Genomic DNA, 18,069 nt, shown 5'->3' on the forward strand with positions numbered 1-18,069 from the left:
ATGCATACCAACCACCGGGAAAACGGCAGAAAGCAGCGAGTTCAATCATGACCAAAACGAATAAATCATTGCTGACATATCCATACGCCAGACCAAAAGGCCTGGACTTTGATCCAAAGGAATTCTCAACCCAACAAAAAAGCTGGACGAGGATAATTTGGCATTTGACAAGTGCACGCTGTTGAGTTCTCAAGGATCGGACGCACCCACACACCCACCAACAAAGGCAGAGACGCGCAGGGCAACTTCACAATCATACCGGCAGATCCGCGGCTGCTGTGCAGCCTGGCCAGAGCCGGAACCTCTACCTTACACCAACATGACTGCCGATGAAAGAAGAGGAGGATGTTCGCTGCTTGGAGGGGAGCCAGGCCTTCCGGCCTTCCGCTCAACCGCTTGGGGCGAACAAGTAATAATTTACGTGGATCCCCGCGTCCCGGCAAATCACCGCGGCATCCCGGGCGTGTCGCGAGCGCGGGCGATCGGCATCCGACCTGTTCAGGGGCGGTTTCCCGGATCGGCGCGTACGATCGACCCATGTCGGGCTCCCCCTCAGCCGCGCAGCCGCGCACGCCGGTCCCGCTTCCCGCGCACCTGCCTGCGGGCGATCTCGCCTGGGTGAGCGTCACGGCCGCCGCCGCTGCGATCGGTGCGGTCGCCGGCACAGAGATCGGGGCATCCGTCGGGCTCGCTCCCCCGCTTCGCCCGGACCCGGCGCGCATCGCCGCGGCGTACCGCAGTGACCGCCATCTGCTCATCGACGGAGCGCAGCCGGATGTCTGGGCGCCGCTGTCACGGTTCTGGCGCACGCGGGACGGCTGGGTGCGCACGCACGGCAACTACCCGCATCATGCCGCCGCACTGCGCCGCGGCCTCGGCCTTCCTCCCGAGGGTGACGAGCATCGCACTGCCGAACGCCTCGAGTCACTGCTCGCGATGATCCCTTCACGGGCGGCGACCAAGGCGATCTCGGACGCCGGCGGGCTGTGCGTCACCGTGCGGCGCGAGAGCGCCGCCGTTGATGCCGCGCTGCGGCAGCACCCGCTGCTCGAGGTCGATCGCTTCGGCGACGCGCCCGCGCGTCCGCTGCGGACGGTCTCGCCCTCCCGGCCCCTCGCGGACGTTCGCGTCCTCGACCTCACGCGGGTCATCGCCGGCCCCGTCGCCTCCCGCACTCTCGCCCTCGCCGGGGCGGACGTCCTGAGGATCGATCCGCCAACCCTCCCCGAGTTCGCATGGCAGCACCTCGACACCGGGCATGGGAAGCGCACAGCTCTGCTCGACATCGGCGCGAACAGAGAGCGTTTCGATCGTCTGCTCGCCGCGGCCGATGTCGTCGTGCTCGGGTACCGCCCGGACGGGCTCGACCGGCTCGGACTGTCACCGGGCCGTCTCATCCGGCAGCAGCCGCACCTCGTCGTGGCCCGACTGAGTGCGTGGGCCGATCCGAGCACCGGCCGCGGCTTCGACAGCCTCGTGCAAGCGGCCTCGGGCATCTCGTGGCTGGAGTCCCCTGACAGCGAGACACCCGCCGCTCTTCCCGCGCAGGCGCTCGATCACTCCGCGGGCTACCTGCTCGCCGCCGGCATCGCGGACGCGCTGCGGCGCCGCGCGGTCGAGGGAGGCGGCTGGAGCGTGCGCACCTCCCTGCGTCGCGTCGCGGCAGAGCTGCTCGGGATGCCCCATCGCGGCCGGGCCGCCGACACAAGCCCTCCGCCCGTCGATCCCGAGACGCAGTCGTTCGACGTCGCCGGACGAAAGGTCACGACCGTCGCGCCCGCGGTCGTCTGGGACGGCGGGCCGACGCTGTTCGCCGCACCGCGGGAGTGGGGCGCGGATCAGCCCGAGTGGTGACGGCGGAGCCGCTTCACAGTCGGGTCAACGCGTCGCGGTGCGAGAATCCTCCGGGATCCGGGCCGGCGTGCGACGCGGCAGCAGCACGATGACCACGCACAGCAGCACCGTCATCGCACCCCACAGTCCGGATGCCGCGGGAAGCGTCCGATAGGCGAGATGCTGCACGGTGAACTCGTCCGACAGCGGTCCGTGGGCTGCCAATCCCAGCAGCCAGGCGGCGAGGAGCATGGCCGGCAGGGTGAGCAGCCACACCCATCGCAGCCAGTTCGGCAGCAGGCGGGCATGCCGCTGCACGGGACGCCCGCGCATCCACAGCATCGCGAAGACGGCCAGGATCACCAGCCCGACGATGCCGGATCCGTACTGCAGCCACTTGTAGCCGGGCAGGGGGCCCCACTGCTCCCCCAGCGCCGGCAGCACCTCCACGCCCCAGCGTCCCTCGTGCGTGAACAGATCCCAGACGATGTGCGAGAGCACGCCGATCATGAGCGAGAGCACGAGCAGGAGCGGGTGCCCGAACCGCTCCCGCGAGCCGACCGCGTCGAGCGCGACGGCACGCCCGGTGCGCCGCCACTGCTCGGGCAGCCGCCAGGCGACGGCGTTCGGCGCGAGCTCGACCAGGCCGGGTCGCAGCACCACACGCCAGACAAGAAAGAGCACCAGGGCGATCAGCGTCGTCCACACCACATTGGCGACCGAGTGCGTGAAGCCGTACGGCAGGCCGAGCCGCCGCGCGAACAGCGGCAGATCCGGCGTCATCGCTCCGATCGCGATGGCCGCCGGAACGAGCGGTGTGCGGATGAACGGCAGCGCGACGATCGCGTGGCTGGGCGTGAAGGGCATCCGTCTGACTCAGCCGATGAGCACGCCGGCGAGCGTCTTCTTGCCGCGACGCAGCACCGAGACGCCGCCCGGCAGGCTCCCCCGCACGAGTGCGGTGTCATCGGCCACTCGCTCCCCGTCCAGCGTGACCCCGCCCTGCGAGATGGCGCGACGCGCCTCGGAGACGCTGGACACGAGTGCGGTCGCAACGAGCGCTTCGACGACGCCGGTGCCCTCGGGCAGGGTCGCGTTCGGCAGTTCTTCGAGAGCCGTGCGCAGCGTCGCCGCGTCCAGCGTCGACAGATCGCCCTGACCGAACAGCGCTTCGGATGCCGCGATGACGGCCGCTGCGGCATCGGAGCCGTGCACGGTCGTGACGACCTCGAGCGCCAGGCGCTTCTGGGCTGCGCGGCGGAACGGCTCGGTGTCGACCAGCTGCGCGTACTCGGCGATCTCGTCGCGGGTGAGGAACGTGAAGATCTTCAGCCGGTCGATGACGTCGGCATCCGCCGTGCTGAGCCAGAACTGGTACATCCGGTACGGGCTGCACATGTCGGCGTCCAGCCAGATCGCGTTGCCCTCGCTCTTGCCGAACTTCGTGCCGTCGCTGTTCGTGATCAGCGGCGTGCCGATCGCATGGACGGAGCGCCCCTCGACGCGGTGGATGAGGTCGGTTCCGCTGGTGAGGTTGCCCCACTGGTCCGAACCGCCGGTCTGCAGCACGCATCCGTACTGGCGATGCAGCTCCAGGAAGTCCATGCCCTGCAGGATCTGGTAGCTGAACTCGGTGTAGCTGATTCCGGCATCCGAATTCAGGCGCGCAGCGACCGCGTCCTTCTTCAGCATCGTGCCGACGCGGTAGTGCTTGCCGATCTCACGAAGGAACTCGATGGCGCCCATCGGCGCCGTCCAGTCGAGGTTGTTCACGATGCGCGCGGCGTTCTCGCCCTCGAAGCTGAGGAAGCGCTCGACCTGCGCACGCAGGCGACCCACCCATTCGGCGACGGTCTCCGGCGTGTTCAGCGTGCGCTCCGCGGTCGGTCGGGGGTCGCCGATCAGGCCGGTCGAGCCGCCGACCAGCCCGAGGGGCTTGTGGCCGGCGAGCTGGATGCGGCGCAGGGTCAGCAGTTGCACGAGGTTGCCGAGGTGCAGGCTGGGAGCGGTCGGGTCGAATCCGCAGTAATACGTGATCGGGTCCCCGGCGAGCAGGGCGCGCAGCGCCTCCTGGTCGGTGGACACGTGGACGAGGCCACGCCAGACAAGCTCGTCCCACACGTTCTCGAACGTGGGATCGAGTGCCACAGGCGCTGTCGTCAGAGCGGTTTCAGACACGCGCACAAGGTTATCAGCGCGCGACACACGCTCCGCGCAGCTCGCGACGTCGGATGCCCGTGCCAAGCTGGGCGGCATGTCATCGGACGACCCGTTCACCTCCGCCGTCCTCGCGATCGTCATCGCGGTGGTCCTGGCAGTCGTGCTCGCGCTTTCGCTGTGGGGCGTGCGCCGTCCGTCTACCGCGACGATGGCCGCCGCGGCCGCGCTGCTGGTCGCAGGGCTGGTCATCGTGATCGTCATCCCCCCGCTCACCCCGCCGACCATCGGCATCCCGCTCACGGCGCTCGGCATCGCGGCGGCGACGATCGGCGGCAACCCGTTCACCCGCCGCGCACTGGACATCGCCACCGGCAAGCGGGTGCGCGAGACCGAGGACGGCGGCATCCTGATCGTCGCATCGCAGAACGCGGATCCCGCTCACGCTCGGGCGCTGATGCGCGGCGGCACGGTCATCGGCTACCTGGAGCGGATCTGCACCGTGGTCGCGATCGCGGTGGGCTTTCCCGAGGCGATCGCGGCGATCATCGCGGTGAAGGGCATCGGCCGATTCCCGGAGCTCGCCGAATCCGAGGCGCGCGAGCGGTTCATCATCGGAACCCTGGCGAGTCTGCTGTGGGCAGGCGCGATCGGCACGATCATCAGGCTGAGCCTCGGCTGACGTCCACGTCGAGCAGGCGGAAACCCTCGACGATCGCGGCGGAGCCCGCGGACGTCAGCGCCTGCGAGACCGCGGACTGGGTGATGCCCTCGCTCGCCGCGAGCTCGCGCTGCGTACGTGCGAGACAGCGTCCGTAGGTGAGCCGGCGGATACGCGCCGACATCGCGCCGATGAGCTCATCCCGTGCGAGCAGGTAGGCGTTGGCCCACCGCACTTGCATCCCCTGATCCCCTGCGCTCTCGTGCGCCACGATCCAGCTGCGCGCCTCCGGTGCGGCTCTCCTCTGCATCGTCTGCACGTGCTCGATGGCGCTGCGCGCCGCCCACCATCCCGGCCCCTCCGGTATGCCGTCGGGTGAGGCTGCGGACGGGATGCGCTCGACGTCGCCGATGCCGACGCCGAAGCGGAACTCGACCCCGTCGGGCAGCGCCAGGCGGATCAGCAGCAGCGAGGCGAGCGCGGCGTCGAGTGTGGGATACACCGCCTGCTGCTCATCGCCCACCGTCGGCCGCAGGCGCTGCGTGGCCAGCGGCAGGTCGTCGTCGGCGCGCGCGATCGCAGCGTCGAACTGCCACTGCGCCTCGACGCGATCGTCGAGCTGCCGTGATCCGATGATGTCCGCGGTGACTGCTATCGCCATATGATCAGGATATCACTGATATTCCAGAGATATAAGTGAAAACCTTATTTTCTTCGGGTATCAGTTCCTGTCTCAGGCGATCGCCGCCTACAGGCCGAGTGCGTGCGCGGCCGCCTGCGCGCGTGCGACCAGCTCAGCTCGCTGCTCGGTGACCCGCACCGGTGCCGTGCCTCCGACGCCGGAGCGCGACGCGACCGAACCCTCGATCGACAGCACCTCGCGAACCTCAGGAACCAGCTGGGGCGACACGGACAGCAGCAGCTCGTCGTCGGCATCCTCGAGCCCGATCCCGCGCTCCTCGCACGCGCGGACCAGCGCGCCGGAGATCTCATGCGCGTCGCGGAACGGCACCCGGCGCTTGACGAGCCATTCGGCAACGTCGGTCGCGAGCGAGAAGCCCTGCGGGGCGAGCTCTGCCATCCGCTCGGTGTCGAAGCGCAGCGTGGCGATCATCCCGGCGAAGGCCGGCAGCACCACTTCGAGTGTCTGCACCGAGTCGAAGACGGGCTCCTTGTCCTCCTGCAGGTCGCGGTTGTATGCGAGCGGAAGGCCCTTGAGCGTCGCCAGCAGCCCGGTCAGGTTGCCGATCAAGCGGCCCGACTTGCCGCGCGCGAGCTCGGCGATGTCCGGGTTCTTCTTCTGCGGCATGATGCTCGAGCCGGTCGAGTACGAGTCATCGAGCGTGACGAAGCCGAACTCCCTGGTGTTCCAGAGGATGATCTCCTCGCTCAGCCGCGACAGATCGATTCCGGTCATCGCGGTGATGAAGGCGAACTCAGCCACCACATCGCGCGCCGCCGTGCCGTCGAGCGAGTTCTCCGCCGGGCGGTCGAGGCCCAGCTCGCGCGCGACGAGCGCCGGATCGAGACCGAGAGTGGAGCCGGCCAGGGCTCCCCCGCCGTACGGCGAGACACCGGCTCGCCGACGCCAGTCGACGAGCCGCTCCAGCTCGCGCACCAGCGGCCAGGCGTGGGCCTGCAGGTGATGGGCGAGAAGAACGGGCTGCGCATGCTGCAGGTGGGTGCGGCCGGGCAGGATCGCCGCGGGGTGCGCCTCGGCCTGCGCGACCAGGGCATCGATCACGCGGAGCAGGTCGCGGGCGATCACGCGGGCGTGGTCGATCAGATACATGCGCACGAGCGTCGCGATCTGATCGTTGCGGCTGCGGCCGGCGCGCAGCCGGCCGCCGACATCCGCGCCGACCTCTGCGATCAGCGCCTTCTCGAGAGCGCCGTGCACATCCTCGTCACCGGGATCAGGAAGCAGCGTGCCGTCGGCGACCTTCGCAGCGAGCGCGTCGAGCCCGGCGTGCATGACCCGGGCTTCCTCCGCCTCGAGGTACCCCGCGGCCTCGAGGGCCTTCGCATGCGCATGCGAGCCGGCGATGTCGTAGGGAGCGAGGATCCAGTCGAACTGCGTCGATCGGCTCAGCTCGGCGAGCTCCGGCGACGGACCGCCGGCGAAGCGGGCGCCCCAGAGCGCGCCCTCGTTGGTGCCGTGTGCGTCGGTCATTTCAGTCCTCCTGCTTTTCGAGCAGCCACACCAGCAGGGCCTTCTGCGCGTGCAGGCGGTTCTCGGCCTCGTCCCAGACGACGCTCTGCGGTCCGTCGATGACCTCGGAATCGACCTCGTAGCCGCGGTCGGCGGGCAGACAGTGGATGAAGATCGAGTCCTCGGAGGCGAGCCCCATGATCTCGGTGGTGACCTTGTAGCCGCCGAGCTCGCGCAGGCGTGCGATCTTCTCCTCCTCCTTGCCCATCGACACCCAGGTGTCGGTCACGACCACGTCGGCGCCGAGAGCGGCCTCACGCGGGTCCGTGAGCAGTGTCACCGAGCCGCCGGTCTCGGCGGCCCGCTTCTCGGCGGCTGCGACGACATCCGGGCGGGGCGCGTACGACGACGGCGAGGTGATGCGCACGTGCATGCCCGCGGTGACGCCGGCGAGCAGGTACGAATGCGCCATGTTGCTGCGACCGTCACCGAAGAACGTCAGCGTGAGACCTGCCAGCTCGCCCTTGTGCTCGCGGATCGTCAGCAGATCGGCGAGCAGCTGGCACGGGTGGAAGTCGTCCGAGAGCGCATTGACGACAGGGACGCGCGTGCCGCGGGCCATCTCCTCGAGTCCGGACTGCGCGTAGGTGCGCCAGACGATCGCCGCGACCTGCCGCTCCAGCACGCGAGCGGTATCCGACGGCGTCTCCTTGCCGCCGAGCTGGCTGTTCGCGGTGGAGATGATCAGCGGCGAGCCGCCGAGATCGGCTATGCCGACCGCGAACGAGACACGGGTGCGGGTGGAGGACTTGTCGAAGATGACGGCGACGGTCTGCGGACCTTCGAGCGCCTTGTTCGCCCAGCGGTCCTTCTTCAGCTCCAGAGCGAGGTCGAGGATCTCGGCCTGCTCTGCAGGGGTCAGGTCGTCGTCGCGAAGCAGGTGGCGTGTCACTTCGTCTCCATTCTTTCGCTCAGTGCAGCGCATGCGGGGATCTCCGAAGTAGGGGCGGGTACTGCGACGGCGGCGAGCGCTTCACCGAATCGCTCGAGGAACTCGTGCACCTCCGCGTCGCCGATGGTGTAGGCGGGAGCGATGCGGATGACATCCGCCGTCGGCGCGTTGATGATCAGGCCGCGCTCGTGCGCTTCGGCGCGCACCTCTGCCGCGACGGGGGCGGAGAGTCGGATGCCGATGAGCAGGCCCGCGCCGGTTGTGGCGGTGACCAGGGGCAGCTCGGCGACGCCGGTGCGCAGCTCGGCGCCACGGGCGTTGACGTTGTCGAGCAAATGCTCGTCTTCGATGAAACCGAGCACCGCGTTCGCGACGGCGCTGGCAAGCGGGTTGCCGCCGAACGTGGAGTTGTGGGTTCCGGGATAGAACAGGTCGCTGGCGCTGCCGAAGGTGATCAGCGCGCCCAGCGGGAACCCGGCCCCGATGCTCTTGGCGAGCGTCACGGCATCCGGGATCACGCCCTCGCGCTGGAAGGCGAACCACTCCCCGGTGCGACCGGAGCCCGTCTGCACCTCGTCGAGGATCAGCAGCGCGTCATGCCTGTCGGCGAGCGCACGGGCGCGGGCGAGGAAGCCGTCGGGCAGTTCGACGACGCCGGCCTCGCCCTGAATGGGCTCGATCATGATCGCGGCGACGTCACCGTCCGCGAACGCGGCCTCCAGGCTGTCCAGGGAGTGCTCGACGGTCACCACGTCGGGGACGGCAGGCAGGAACGGGTCGCGGTACAGGGCCTTCGGGGTGAGTGACAGCGCGCCCATGGTGCGGCCGTGGAAGGCGCCCTCCATGACCAGGATCTTCGTGCGTCCCGTCTTGCCGCCATGCAGACGGGCGAGCTTGATCGCCGTCTCGTTGGCCTCGGTGCCCGAGTTCGCCAGGTACACGCGGCCCTGCTCGCCGGTACCGGCGAGGCGCTTGAGCCGGGCCGCGATCTCCAGCTGCCCAGGTGTGGCGAAGTAGTTGGAGACGTGCGAGAGGGTGGCCGCCTGCGATGCGACGGCCTCGACGAACACCGGGTGCGCGTGACCGAGGCAGTTCACCGCGATCCCGCCGAGGAAGTCCAGGTAGCGGTTCCCGTCGGCATCCCACACCCACGAGCCCTCGCCGCGTGTGAGCAGCGCGAGTCGTCCACCGAGGCTCATCAGGTCGCGTGACGCGTCGTCGTTCCAGGTCACTTCGTCTCCCTCCGCTCGCTCAGTGCGCCGCATCATGAGACCACTTCCGTTCCGATTCCCTTGCTGGTGAAGAGCTCGACGAGCACCGAGTGCGGCACCCGTCCGTCGATGATGGCCGCGGCGTCCACCCCGCCCTCGACCGCGTCCAGGCAGGCGCGCATCTTCGGGATCATGCCCGACTCGAGCGACGGCAGCAGGCGGGTGAGGTCTGCTGAGGTGATGTGTGAGACCAGCGAGTCGCGGTTCGGCCAGTCGGCGTACAGGCCAGGGACGTCCGTGAGGATGACGAGCTTGCGTGCGCCGAGCGCGGTCGCGAGGGCGGATGCCGCGGCATCCGCGTTCACGTTCAGCGACTGGCCCGGGTGATCGAGATCGGGCGCGATCGAGGAGACCACCGGGATCCGGCCCGCGGCGAGGTGATCGATGACCGGCGTCGGATCGACCTGCACGACGTCGCCGACGCGGCCGAGATCGACTTCTTCGCCATCGACGACGATGCCGCGGCGGCGTCCGCCGAAGAGTCCGGCGTCCTCACCGCTGAGACCGGTCGCGATGGGCCCGTGGGAGTTGATCTTCGCCACCAGGGTGGGGTTGATCTGTCCGGTCAGCACCATCCGCACGACGCTGATCGCCTCGGTGGAGGTGACGCGGTATCCGCCCTTGAACTCGCTCGGGATCGCCAGGCGGTCCAGCATGCTGGAGATCTGCGGGCCGCCGCCGTGCACGACGACGGGCTGCACGCCCACGTAGCGCAGGTAGGCGATGTCCTGCGCGAACGCCTCCTGCAGCTCATCGCTGACCATCGCATTGCCGCCGTATTTGACGACGACGATCTGATCGCGGAAGCGCTTCAGCCACGGCAGGGATTCGATGAGGGTGGCGGCCTTGTAGGCGGCTTCCTCGGGGGCGGTGTCCTGGATGTCTGTCATGAGGCGTAGGCGCTGTTCTCGTGCACGTAGTCGTGGGTCAGGTCGTTGGTGAGGATGGTCGCGGTCGCCTCGCCGACCTTCAGGTCGATCTCGAGCAGGGTGGCTCGCGGGGTGAGGTCGACCTCCTCGCGCGGACGGTCGGGCCCGCCCTGGCTGCACACGCGCACCCCGTTCATCGACACGTCGACATCGTACGGATCGAACTGCGCCGTCGTCGTGCCGATCGCGGCGAGCACGCGGCCCCAGTTGGGGTCGTTTCCGAAGATCGCCGCCTTGAAGAGGTTGTTGCGGGCGACGGATCGGCCGACCTCGACAGCCTCCTCCTCCGACGCGGCGCCGGTGACCTCGATGGTGATGTCGTGACTGGCGCCCTCGGCGTCCTGCTGCAGCTTCTCGGCGAGCTCGCGGCAGAGGGCGGTGAGCGCGGAGGTGAAGTCGTCGAGATCGGGTCGGATGCCCGTCGCGCCGCTGGCCAGTAAGGTGACCTGGTCGTTGGTCGACATGCATCCGTCCGAGTCGAGCCGGTCGAAGGTGACGCCCGTGGCGCGGCGAAGCGCGGCATCCGCCTCGGCTGCCTCGAGGTCCGCGTCGGTGGTGAGCACAACCAGCATCGTCGCCAGACCGGGTGCGAGCATCCCGGCACCCTTGGCCATCCCGCCGATGGTCCAGCCGTCGCGGCTGATCTCGGCGGTCTTCGCCACGGTGTCGGTCGTCATGATCGCCTCCGCGGCGGCGGCGCCTCCGACGGCGCTGAGCTCGTCGATGCCCTGCTCGACACCGACGAGCACCTTGCCGCGGAACACCTCATCGCCGATCCCGATCAGACCGGTGGAGCACACCAGCACGTCGCCCGCGCTGACCTCCAGCAGCTCGGCCGCCTTCTCGGCGGTGAGGTGGCTGGTCTGGAATCCGAACGGTCCGGTGAAGCAGTTCGCCCCGCCGGAGTTCAGCACGATCGCCTCGACGACACGATCGGCGATCACCTGCTGCGACCAGATGACGGGGTTGGCCTTCGCCCGGTTCGTGGTGAACACGGCGGCGCCGATCTTGCGCGGGCCGCGGTTGACGACCACGGCGACGTCGGGCTTGCCGGTGGATTTGAGGCCGACGGCGACGCCCGCCGCCTCGAAGCCCTGGGGTGCGGTGACGCTCACGGCGCTACTCCGTTCATGGTGAGCGCACGGTCCTCGGGAAGGCCGAGCGCGAGGTTCATGGACTGGATGGCAGCGCCGGCGGTGCCCTTGACGAGGTTGTCGACGGCGGTGACGACCGTGACCCGGCCCGCCGCCCGGTCGATGGCGAGTCCCATCAGCGCGGTGTTGGCGCCGAGCACGTCGGCGGTCCGCGGAAAAGAGCCCTCCGGCAGCAGCTGCACGAAGGTCTCGTCGCCGTACGCGCTCTGCCACGCATCGCGGATCTCAGCGTCGGTGACGCCTTCGGCGATGCGAGCGGTCGAAGTGGCCAGGATTCCCCGCGCCATCGGCACGATCACAGGAGTGAAGGAGATGCCGACCTTCTGGGCGCCCGAACCTGTCGAAGTGCCCGAGGCGTCGATCAGGGCCTGCTGGATCTCCGGGATGTGCCGGTGCGTGCCGCCGACCGCGTACGGGTTGGCGGTGCCGAGGATCTCGCTGCCGAGCAGGTGCGTCTTCAGGCTCTTCCCCGCGCCGGATGGCCCGACCGCGAGCACGCTGACGATGTCGGATGGATCGATGACACCGGCGGCGACGCCGGGGACGAGGCTCAGGCTGACCGTCGACGCGTTGCACCCGGGGGCGGCGACGCGTCGTGCATCCCGAAGGTTCTCGCGCTGCTTCCGCCCGTCGCCGACGAGCAGCTCGGGCACACCGTATGTCCACGGCTCGTGGAAGGACCCGCCGTAGAACGCGTCCCACGCGTCCTGGGAGGTCAGACGATGATCAGCCCCGGCGTCGATCACCAGAGGAGTGTCGTCGAGGGCATCCGTGTACTGTCCCGACTGCCCGTGCGGCAGCGCCAGGAACACGATGTCGTGACCGGCGAGGATCTCCGGGGTGGTGGGCTGCAGCTCCAGGTGAGCGAGCGAGCGCAGGTGCGGCTGGTGCGCCGAGAGCGGCTGGCCGGCGCTCGAGTGCGCGGTCACGGTGCGGATCTCGATGTCGGGATGGGCTGCGAGAAGCCGCAGGATCTCGCCCCCCGCATAGCCGGATGCGCCGGAGACGGCGACGGAATACGTCATGCTTCTACCTTAACGGTCGGTGTGCGCCCGATGACGGGCCTGGGCCGGGGCGGCGACTCCGGATCCGACCTCGTGCAGCTCACCGATGGGATCTGTCCCTGAGCGTGCCGAAGGGGGCGCGGGTCGCCTAGAATCGGCGGCCGCTGCGGCGTCGGCGCACGGGCTCAGCGCTCAGGAACCGCTGAGCGGGAACGAGTGCGACCGAAGGCATGACGCGACAGTAGCGCTCGATGTTCGGCATCCGCAAATCGGCGTCGATCACGACAGCAGGGCGAGCTCCTCCGCTCGGCTGAGCCCCGAGCGACGCTCCCGGTCCAGACCGCGTGCGCGCTCGTCCGCGAGCACGTCCGCGATCGTGTCCTCCAGCGGTCGCAGCGTGCCGCCCGCCGCCAGATAGGCCGCGTTGCTGTGCGTCATGAAGCCCGGCATGTCGTCGGGCAGCCACAGCGGCAGCGAGTGCTCTCCCATCCAGTGGTTGACGCCCTGCGCGAGCAGCCGGTCATCGGTCGCGTGCACCAGCTCGCCGGTGTGGCCGGCTGCGGAGCGGATGCGGTGCAGCACCTCGCCGAGCGGATGCTGGTCGCCGACCGCATTGACCGCCCGGCCCGCCGGGGCGACGAGTGCGAACGCCGCGACGTCCTCGACGTCGATCACCTGCACGCTGCGCCCCTCGGTCGGCGGGAGCAGCACGGCCTCGGAACCGGCACGCGCGAACGCCGCGGCCCAGTAGCCGAAGCGATCGCTGACATCGCCTGCGCCGACGATGAGCCCCGGCCTGACGATCCCCGCGCGATCGCCCAGAGTTCGCACCGCATCCTCCGCGGCGACCTTCTGCGGTCCGTAGTCGTAGTCGTCACCGGGCTGGGCGGGTGCATACCTGGGTGCGGATTCGTCGGCACCGACGGCTGTGTCGTCGGAGTACACCGACACCGACGAGATGTATGTCCACCGCGCGGCGACCGAACCCAGCGCCTCGACCGCGGAGCGCACGTGGTCCGCGCGGGAGGAGACGTCGACGATCTCATCCCACTCCCGGCGCCGCAGGTCGTCGAAGACATCCGCGTCATCACGGTCGCCGCGCAGCAGCAGCGTTCCCTCCGGTGCCGGACGCTCGCCGCGCCCGAGGCATGTCACCTCGGCATCCGCATTCCGCCACCGCCGTGCGATCCGTCCCGAGAGCCAGCCTGTTCCGCCGAGCACGAGCACCTGAGTCATGCGTCCATGCCACCGGCAACGGGCGCAGCGCGCAAGCGATTCCGCTCAGAGCGGATGGGCGCCGGCGCTCACCACGGCATCGGTCGGTCGGGGCCGCGCCGTCCGTCGTCGGGCATATGCGGCAGCTGCTCGCCGCCCGCGCGGATGCACAGCCAGCGCAGCTCCCCTGCACTGTCCGGGAGCGCACGCCACGTGCGCCAGACCCCCGGTCCGACACGCACGACGGTACCGGCCTCGACGTCGACGACATCGTCGTCCAGCCCCATCTGGCCGGCCCCGGCGAGGAAGACGTACAGCTCTTCGATCTTCTCGTGCACATGCCAGTAGCCGGCCTCTTCACCGGGCACCAGGGCATTCGCCGTCATGCCGATGTACTGCATCGTCAGTTCGTGGTCGACGACCCGTCTGCCGTCGCGCGAGCGCGCCTCGTCGAACCCGCCGTGAAACTCGCGCCACCGCTCCGGGGCGCCGATCCGCGTCACCTGGTAGTCGCTCATCTGCTCTCCTCCTCGTCGGCCGCGGCCTCCGCACGCAGCACGTGTCGATTCCAGCCGTGCTCACCGGGAACGTACACGATCCGCACGTGGTTCCTATCGATCCGGCCCTGCCAGAACTCGACGCGCTCGGGGACGACGCGCCACAGCATCCACTCCCCCGGCGTGATGCCGGCACGCGCCGAGGCCGAGCGCGCGGCGAGATCGGCGGCGCTCTCGGCTTCGGATGCCGGTACGACGCGTCCTCGCACGCGCACGGCGCGCAGCAGCGGCTGCCACCAGAAGCTCAGCGCCGCCACGGGGTTCTGCTCCAGCTGGCGTCCCTTCGCGGAGTCGCGGTGGCCCGCGAACGCCCAGCCGCGCTCCCCAGCCTCCTTGAGAATCAGCGTGCGGGCATCCGGCATGCCGTCGGCATCGACCGTCGCAAGCGTCATGGCGTGCGGCTCGGGGACGCCGCGCTCGACGGCATCCGACAGCCACTCGCCGAACAGCGCCGCCGGGCCGGCGGGCAGGGCACGCAGATCGAGGGCGGGCGCATCACCGGTGAGACTGGGAAGGGATCTCAGCCACGCGGCGTCCGTCATGAGAGCGAGCCTAGCGGCCCGCTCTCATGACGTCGCAGAATCAGTCGCGGATGCTGGCGCCGAACCGCTCGGTCGCAAGCGCGACGCCGGCGAGCTTCGCCTCGGTGGCCTCGGCGGCGGTGAGGGTGCGATCGGATGCCCGGAAGCGGAGCGCATAACTGAGGCTCTTCTGGCCCTCGCCGAGGCCCTCGCCGCGGTAGTCGTCCACCAGGCGCGCGGATTCGAGCAGCGCTCCAGCGCCCTCGATCAGCGCCGCGCGCACCTCGGATGCCGGAACCCCGAGGTCTACGACGAGCGAGACGTCCTGCGTGGCCGCGGGGAAGGTCGACAGCGATTCGGCGACGACGCGCTCCCCCGCCAGCGTCAGCAGGCGGTCGAGGTCGAGCTCGAGCACGACGACGCGACCGGGCAGGTCGGCATCCGCCGAGATCTGCGGGTGCAGCTCTCCGACGTACCCGATCTGCTCGCCGTGCACGCTGAGCACACCTGCGCGACCCGGGTGCAGCGCTGCGCGCTGCGTCTGCGCGACGTCGATGTCGACGCCGGCGGCGACGCCGATCACCTTCACGGCGTCGAGAGCGTCTGCGAGGTCGACGTGCTCGGCAGATCGACCGGGCTGGCGCGGAGTGATGTTGCCGGCCAGAAGCGCTGCGACATGGCGCGGCTGCGGCGGGATCGCCGCGTTAAGCGCTGCCAGCGTCTCGTCATCCGGGCGCTCGCCCAGCGGCGGGATGAAGTCGGTGCCATAGGCGACACCGGCCTCGGGAGTGAAGACCGTTCCGGTCTCGAAGATGCCGAGGTCGACAAGTCCGCGCGAGATGTTGCGGTGCGCGGTCTGCACCAGACCCGGCAGCAGCGAGCGACGCAGGAACGGCGCCTGTCCGTCCAGCGGGTTGACCAGGCGGATGCTGGGCATGTGCTCTCCGGATGCGGAGCCGTGCAGGTCGTTCTGCTCCTCGTTCGTGAACGGGAACGACGGCGTCTCGACCAGGCCTGCCGCCGCGAGGGCATCCGCGACGCGTTTGCGGCCCTGCTGCAGCGCGGTGTACCCGCGTCCGGACGGCGGGGTCGGCAGCACGGAGGGGATGCGGTCGAGACCGTGGATGCGCGCGATCTCTTCGACGAGTGTCCACTTGTCGGTGAGGTCGGGGCGCCAGCTCGGAGGGATGATGAACCATCCGCCGTCCGAATCCGTCTCCGCGCCGGTTTCGGCGACCGTGACCTCGGCGCCGATCATCTCAAGCGCGCCGACGATCTCCTCATCGGTGTAATCGACGCCGATGACGCCCTCGGTGAATCCGCGGGGCAGGTCGATGCCGGCGATCTCGACCTCGGCATACAGCGCGCCGCCCTCGTCGGTCAGGCTGCCGCCGGCGAGCTCGACCATCAGGTCGGCGACACGGCGGGCCGCGACGAACGGGATCAGCGGATCCACGCCCCGCTCGAAGCGCTTGGACGCCTCGCTGGGCAGCTTGTGCCGACGCGCGGTCCGCGCGATCGTCACAGGGTCGAAGGTCGCAGCCTCGATGAGCACGTTGCGAGTGGTCTCGCTCATCTCGGTGGTGCCGCCGCCCATGACGCCGGCGAGGCCGATCGGGCCCGAACCGTCGGTGATGAGCAGATCCTCGACGTGCAGCGCGCGGTCCTGTCCGTCGAGCGTCGTCATCCGCTCGCCCTCGGCCGCGCGGCGCACGACGATGCCGCCGGTGAGCTTGTCGAGGTCGTAGCCGTGGACCGGGTTGCCGAGCTCGAGCATGACGTAGTTGGTGATGTCGATCAGGATGCCGAGTGAGCGCATGCCGGCGAGAGCCAGGCGCGCGACCATCCACGGCGGCGTCGGACGTGATGGGTCGACCCCGCGCACGACGCGGGCGACGAACTCAGTCGCGCCGGCTGCACCGCGGATCGGGTTCCGGTCATCGACGCTGATCGCGAAGCCGGACCCCGGCTGCAGCTCAGCGAAGTCACGGTCGGCGGGGTCGCGGAACGTCGCGCCGGTGGCGTGCGCGTACTCACGGGCGACGCCTCGAAGCGAGAAGGCGTACCCGCGGTCCGGCGTGACGTTGATCTCGACCGCCGCGTCATTCAGGTGAAGCAGCTCGATGGCATCCGCCCCGACCTCGGGGTCGAGACCCAGAGTCGAGAGCACGATGATGCCGTCGTGCTCGTCGCCGAGGCCCAGCTCGCGGGCCGAGGCGATCATGCCGTCGGAGACGTGACCGTAGGTCTTGCGCGCGGCGATCGGGAACGGGCCGGGCAGCACGGCGCCGGGCAGCGTCACGACGACCTTGTCGTCTACGGCGAAGTTGTGCGCGCCGCAGACGATGCCGCGGATGCCGCCGTTCGCCTCTCCGACATCGACCTGGCACCAGTTGATGGTCTTGCCGTTCTTCTGCGGCTCCGGAACGATCTCGAGCACGCGGCCGACGACGACAGGACCGCTGATCTCGATGCGGTGCACGTCCTCTTCTTCGAAGCCGACCGAGAGGAACGACGCCAGGACGTCCTCCGGCGCGGCGTCCGCTGCCACATCGACGTACTCACGCAGCCAGGAAAGCGGAATGCGCATCACACCACCATCCCGAACTGCTCGCTGAAGCGCACATCGCCCTCGGCCATATCGCGCATGTCCTTCACATCGCTGCGGAACATCAGGGCGCGCTCGACGCCCATTCCGAAGGCGAACCCGCTGTACACCTCGGGGTCGATCCCCGCCGCTCGCAGCACGTTGGGGTTGACCATGCCGCAGCCGCCCCACTCGATCCATCGTGCGCCGCCCTTGAAGGTGGGGTGCCACAGGTCGAGTTCGGCGCTCGGCTCGGTGAACGGGAAGTAGTTTGTGCGGAACCGGGTCTTCGCCTCGGGTCCGAACATCTGGCGGGCGACGTGATCGAGCGTGCCCTTGAGGTGCGCCATCGTGATGCCCTTGTCGACGACCAGTCCCTCGAACTGGGTGAAGACGGGCAGGTGCGTGGCGTCGAACTCGTCGGTGCGGTAGACCCGCCCGGGGCACAGCACGTAGATCGGCACGTCGCGCTCGAGCATGGAGCGCACCTGCACCGGGCTGGTGTGCGTGCGCATCACGAGATGACGCGAGGTCGGGTCGACGTAGAAGGTGTCCTGCTCCTGCCGGGCGGGGTGGTCGACGTCGAAGTTCAGTGCGTCGAAGTTGAACCACTCGTGCTCGAGCTCGGGTCCCTCCGCGATCTCCCATCCCATCCCGACGAAGATGTCGGAGATCTGCTCCTGCATGAGCGCGAGCGGATGCCGGGCGCCGACACGCGAACGCGAGGCGAGCGCGGTGATGTCGACCCGCTCGGCCTCCAGACGCGCGGCGGTCTCGGCCGCCGCGATCTCGGTCTCCTTCGCGGCCAGCGCCTGTGCGACGCGCCCTCGGCCCTGCCCGATCAGCTTGCCGAACGAGGCCTTGTGCTCGGGCGCGACCTGTCGCATCGAGGCGTTCAGCACGGCCAGCGGGGATCCGTCTGCGACGTGCTCGCTACGGGCCTGCTTCAGTTGTGCGCTGTCGGCAGCGGCGTCGATGGCCGCGAGAGCGGCGCCGACGGCGGCCTCGACCGCTTCGGGGGTGATTTCGGGAGACTCAGACACGAGACATGAGTCTACCGGCGCGGCTCGCGCCAC

At 69.5% G+C, this 18,069-nt stretch carries 17 protein-coding genes; 3 read left to right on the forward strand and 14 right to left on the reverse strand.

Annotated elements, in window-relative coordinates; translation table 11 throughout:
- Nucleotides 1-185 (forward strand): hypothetical protein (locus ACQUSX_RS14245; protein WP_428907838.1); only part of this gene is annotated, 185 nt, incomplete at its 5' end.
- A 352-nt stretch (nucleotides 186-537) separates the two neighbouring features.
- A complete protein-coding gene (locus ACQUSX_RS14250) occupies nucleotides 538-1,854 on the forward strand; it encodes a CoA transferase (protein WP_428907837.1) in 1,317 nt (438 codons plus the stop codon).
- A 24-nt stretch (nucleotides 1,855-1,878) separates the two neighbouring features.
- Here the strand turns inward: ACQUSX_RS14250 and ACQUSX_RS14255 are convergent, their stop codons facing one another.
- Together ACQUSX_RS14255 and tyrS are read right to left on the reverse strand one after the other, a co-directional pair.
- Nucleotides 1,879-2,700, reverse strand: a complete 822-nt coding sequence (locus tag ACQUSX_RS14255; RefSeq protein ID WP_428907836.1) for a DUF4184 family protein — start codon at nucleotides 2,698-2,700, stop codon at nucleotides 1,879-1,881.
- A gap of 9 nt (nucleotides 2,701-2,709) precedes the next feature.
- Nucleotides 2,710-4,011, reverse strand: a complete 1,302-nt coding sequence (gene tyrS, locus ACQUSX_RS14260; protein ID WP_428907835.1) for a tyrosine--tRNA ligase — start codon at nucleotides 4,009-4,011, stop codon at nucleotides 2,710-2,712.
- Nucleotides 4,012-4,087: 76 nt separating this feature from the next.
- Here tyrS and ACQUSX_RS14265 point away from each other — a divergent pair, with 76 nt between their 5' ends.
- The gene (locus tag ACQUSX_RS14265; RefSeq protein ID WP_428907834.1) at nucleotides 4,088-4,672 is read left to right on the forward strand and encodes a hypothetical protein; all 585 of its coding nucleotides are present in this window, start codon (nucleotides 4,088-4,090) and stop codon (nucleotides 4,670-4,672) included.
- Here ACQUSX_RS14265 and ACQUSX_RS14270 read toward each other — a convergent pair.
- The 12 genes from ACQUSX_RS14270 to pheS form a co-directional block, all read right to left on the reverse strand.
- Nucleotides 4,653-5,312 carry a SatD family protein gene (locus ACQUSX_RS14270; protein WP_428907833.1) on the reverse strand — a complete coding sequence of 220 codons (660 nt, stop codon included), beginning with the start codon at nucleotides 5,310-5,312 and terminating at the stop codon, nucleotides 4,653-4,655. The genes ACQUSX_RS14265 and ACQUSX_RS14270 overlap by 20 nt on opposite strands.
- A gap of 87 nt (nucleotides 5,313-5,399) precedes the next feature.
- Entirely contained in the window at nucleotides 5,400-6,824 is a 1,425-nt protein-coding gene (gene argH / locus ACQUSX_RS14275; protein WP_428929983.1) for an argininosuccinate lyase, read from the reverse strand.
- 1 nt (nucleotide 6,825) lies between these two features.
- A complete protein-coding gene (argF, locus tag ACQUSX_RS14280) occupies nucleotides 6,826-7,755 on the reverse strand; it encodes an ornithine carbamoyltransferase (RefSeq protein WP_428907832.1) in 930 nt (309 codons plus the stop codon).
- Nucleotides 7,752-8,987: an acetylornithine transaminase gene (locus tag ACQUSX_RS14285; RefSeq protein ID WP_428907831.1), complete on the reverse strand. Its 1,236-nt coding sequence runs from the start codon at nucleotides 8,985-8,987 to the stop codon at nucleotides 7,752-7,754. The genes argF and ACQUSX_RS14285 overlap by 4 nt, the downstream gene beginning before the upstream one ends.
- A 32-nt stretch (nucleotides 8,988-9,019) precedes the next feature.
- Entirely contained in the window at nucleotides 9,020-9,916 is an 897-nt protein-coding gene (gene argB / locus ACQUSX_RS14290; protein WP_428907830.1) for an acetylglutamate kinase, read from the reverse strand.
- Nucleotides 9,913-11,070 carry a bifunctional glutamate N-acetyltransferase/amino-acid acetyltransferase ArgJ gene (argJ, locus tag ACQUSX_RS14295; protein ID WP_428907829.1) on the reverse strand — a complete coding sequence of 386 codons (1,158 nt, stop codon included), beginning with the start codon at nucleotides 11,068-11,070 and terminating at the stop codon, nucleotides 9,913-9,915. The genes argB and argJ overlap by 4 nt, the downstream gene beginning before the upstream one ends.
- On the reverse strand, nucleotides 11,067-12,134 hold the full coding sequence (argC, locus tag ACQUSX_RS14300) for an N-acetyl-gamma-glutamyl-phosphate reductase (RefSeq protein WP_428907828.1): 1,068 nt from the start codon (nucleotides 12,132-12,134) through the stop codon (nucleotides 11,067-11,069). Before argC ends, argJ begins: the two co-directional genes overlap by 4 nt.
- Nucleotides 12,135-12,392: 258 nt before the next feature.
- Complete coding sequence (locus ACQUSX_RS14305; protein WP_428907827.1) at nucleotides 12,393-13,349, reverse strand: NAD-dependent epimerase/dehydratase family protein; 957 nt, start codon at nucleotides 13,347-13,349, stop codon at nucleotides 12,393-12,395.
- Nucleotides 13,350-13,417: 68 nt separating this feature from the next.
- The gene (locus ACQUSX_RS14310) at nucleotides 13,418-13,846 is read right to left on the reverse strand and encodes a cupin domain-containing protein (protein ID WP_428907826.1); all 429 of its coding nucleotides are present in this window, start codon (nucleotides 13,844-13,846) and stop codon (nucleotides 13,418-13,420) included.
- Complete coding sequence (locus ACQUSX_RS14315; RefSeq protein ID WP_428907825.1) at nucleotides 13,843-14,427, reverse strand: pyridoxine/pyridoxamine 5'-phosphate oxidase; 585 nt, start codon at nucleotides 14,425-14,427, stop codon at nucleotides 13,843-13,845. Before ACQUSX_RS14315 ends, ACQUSX_RS14310 begins: the two co-directional genes overlap by 4 nt.
- A 40-nt stretch (nucleotides 14,428-14,467) precedes the next feature.
- Nucleotides 14,468-16,996, reverse strand: a complete 2,529-nt coding sequence (pheT, locus tag ACQUSX_RS14320; RefSeq protein WP_428907824.1) for a phenylalanine--tRNA ligase subunit beta — start codon at nucleotides 16,994-16,996, stop codon at nucleotides 14,468-14,470.
- Complete coding sequence (pheS, locus tag ACQUSX_RS14325; protein WP_428907823.1) at nucleotides 16,996-18,036, reverse strand: phenylalanine--tRNA ligase subunit alpha; 1,041 nt, start codon at nucleotides 18,034-18,036, stop codon at nucleotides 16,996-16,998. The genes pheT and pheS overlap by 1 nt, the downstream gene beginning before the upstream one ends.
- Nucleotides 18,037-18,069 lie beyond the last annotated feature (33 nt).

Origin of the sequence: Microbacterium alcoholitolerans, assembly GCF_050408615.1 — a bacterium.
In the GTDB taxonomy this organism is placed as follows: domain Bacteria; phylum Actinomycetota; class Actinomycetes; order Actinomycetales; family Microbacteriaceae; genus Microbacterium.

Coding starts and splice junctions, on each gene's coding strand:
- argC (WP_428907828.1), bottom strand. CDS start 12,134: ATGACGTATTCCGTCGCCGTCTCCGGCGCATCCGGCTATGCGGGGGGC.
- ACQUSX_RS14315 (WP_428907825.1), bottom strand. CDS start 14,427: ATGACGGACGCCGCGTGGCTGAGATCCCTTCCCAGTCTCACCGGTGAT.
- argB (WP_428907830.1), bottom strand. CDS start 9,916: ATGACAGACATCCAGGACACCGCCCCCGAGGAAGCCGCCTACAAGGCC.
- ACQUSX_RS14310 (WP_428907826.1), bottom strand. CDS start 13,846: ATGAGCGACTACCAGGTGACGCGGATCGGCGCCCCGGAGCGGTGGCGC.
- pheT (WP_428907824.1), bottom strand. CDS start 16,996: ATGCGCATTCCGCTTTCCTGGCTGCGTGAGTACGTCGATGTGGCAGCG.
- ACQUSX_RS14270 (WP_428907833.1), bottom strand. CDS start 5,312: ATGGCGATAGCAGTCACCGCGGACATCATCGGATCACGGCAGCTCGAC.
- argH (WP_428929983.1), bottom strand. CDS start 6,824: ATGACCGACGCACACGGCACCAACGAGGGCGCGCTCTGGGGCGCCCGC.
- ACQUSX_RS14305 (WP_428907827.1), bottom strand. CDS start 13,349: ATGACTCAGGTGCTCGTGCTCGGCGGAACAGGCTGGCTCTCGGGACGG.
- ACQUSX_RS14255 (WP_428907836.1), bottom strand. CDS start 2,700: ATGCCCTTCACGCCCAGCCACGCGATCGTCGCGCTGCCGTTCATCCGC.
- ACQUSX_RS14250 (WP_428907837.1), top strand. CDS start 538: ATGTCGGGCTCCCCCTCAGCCGCGCAGCCGCGCACGCCGGTCCCGCTT.
- ACQUSX_RS14265 (WP_428907834.1), top strand. CDS start 4,088: ATGTCATCGGACGACCCGTTCACCTCCGCCGTCCTCGCGATCGTCATC.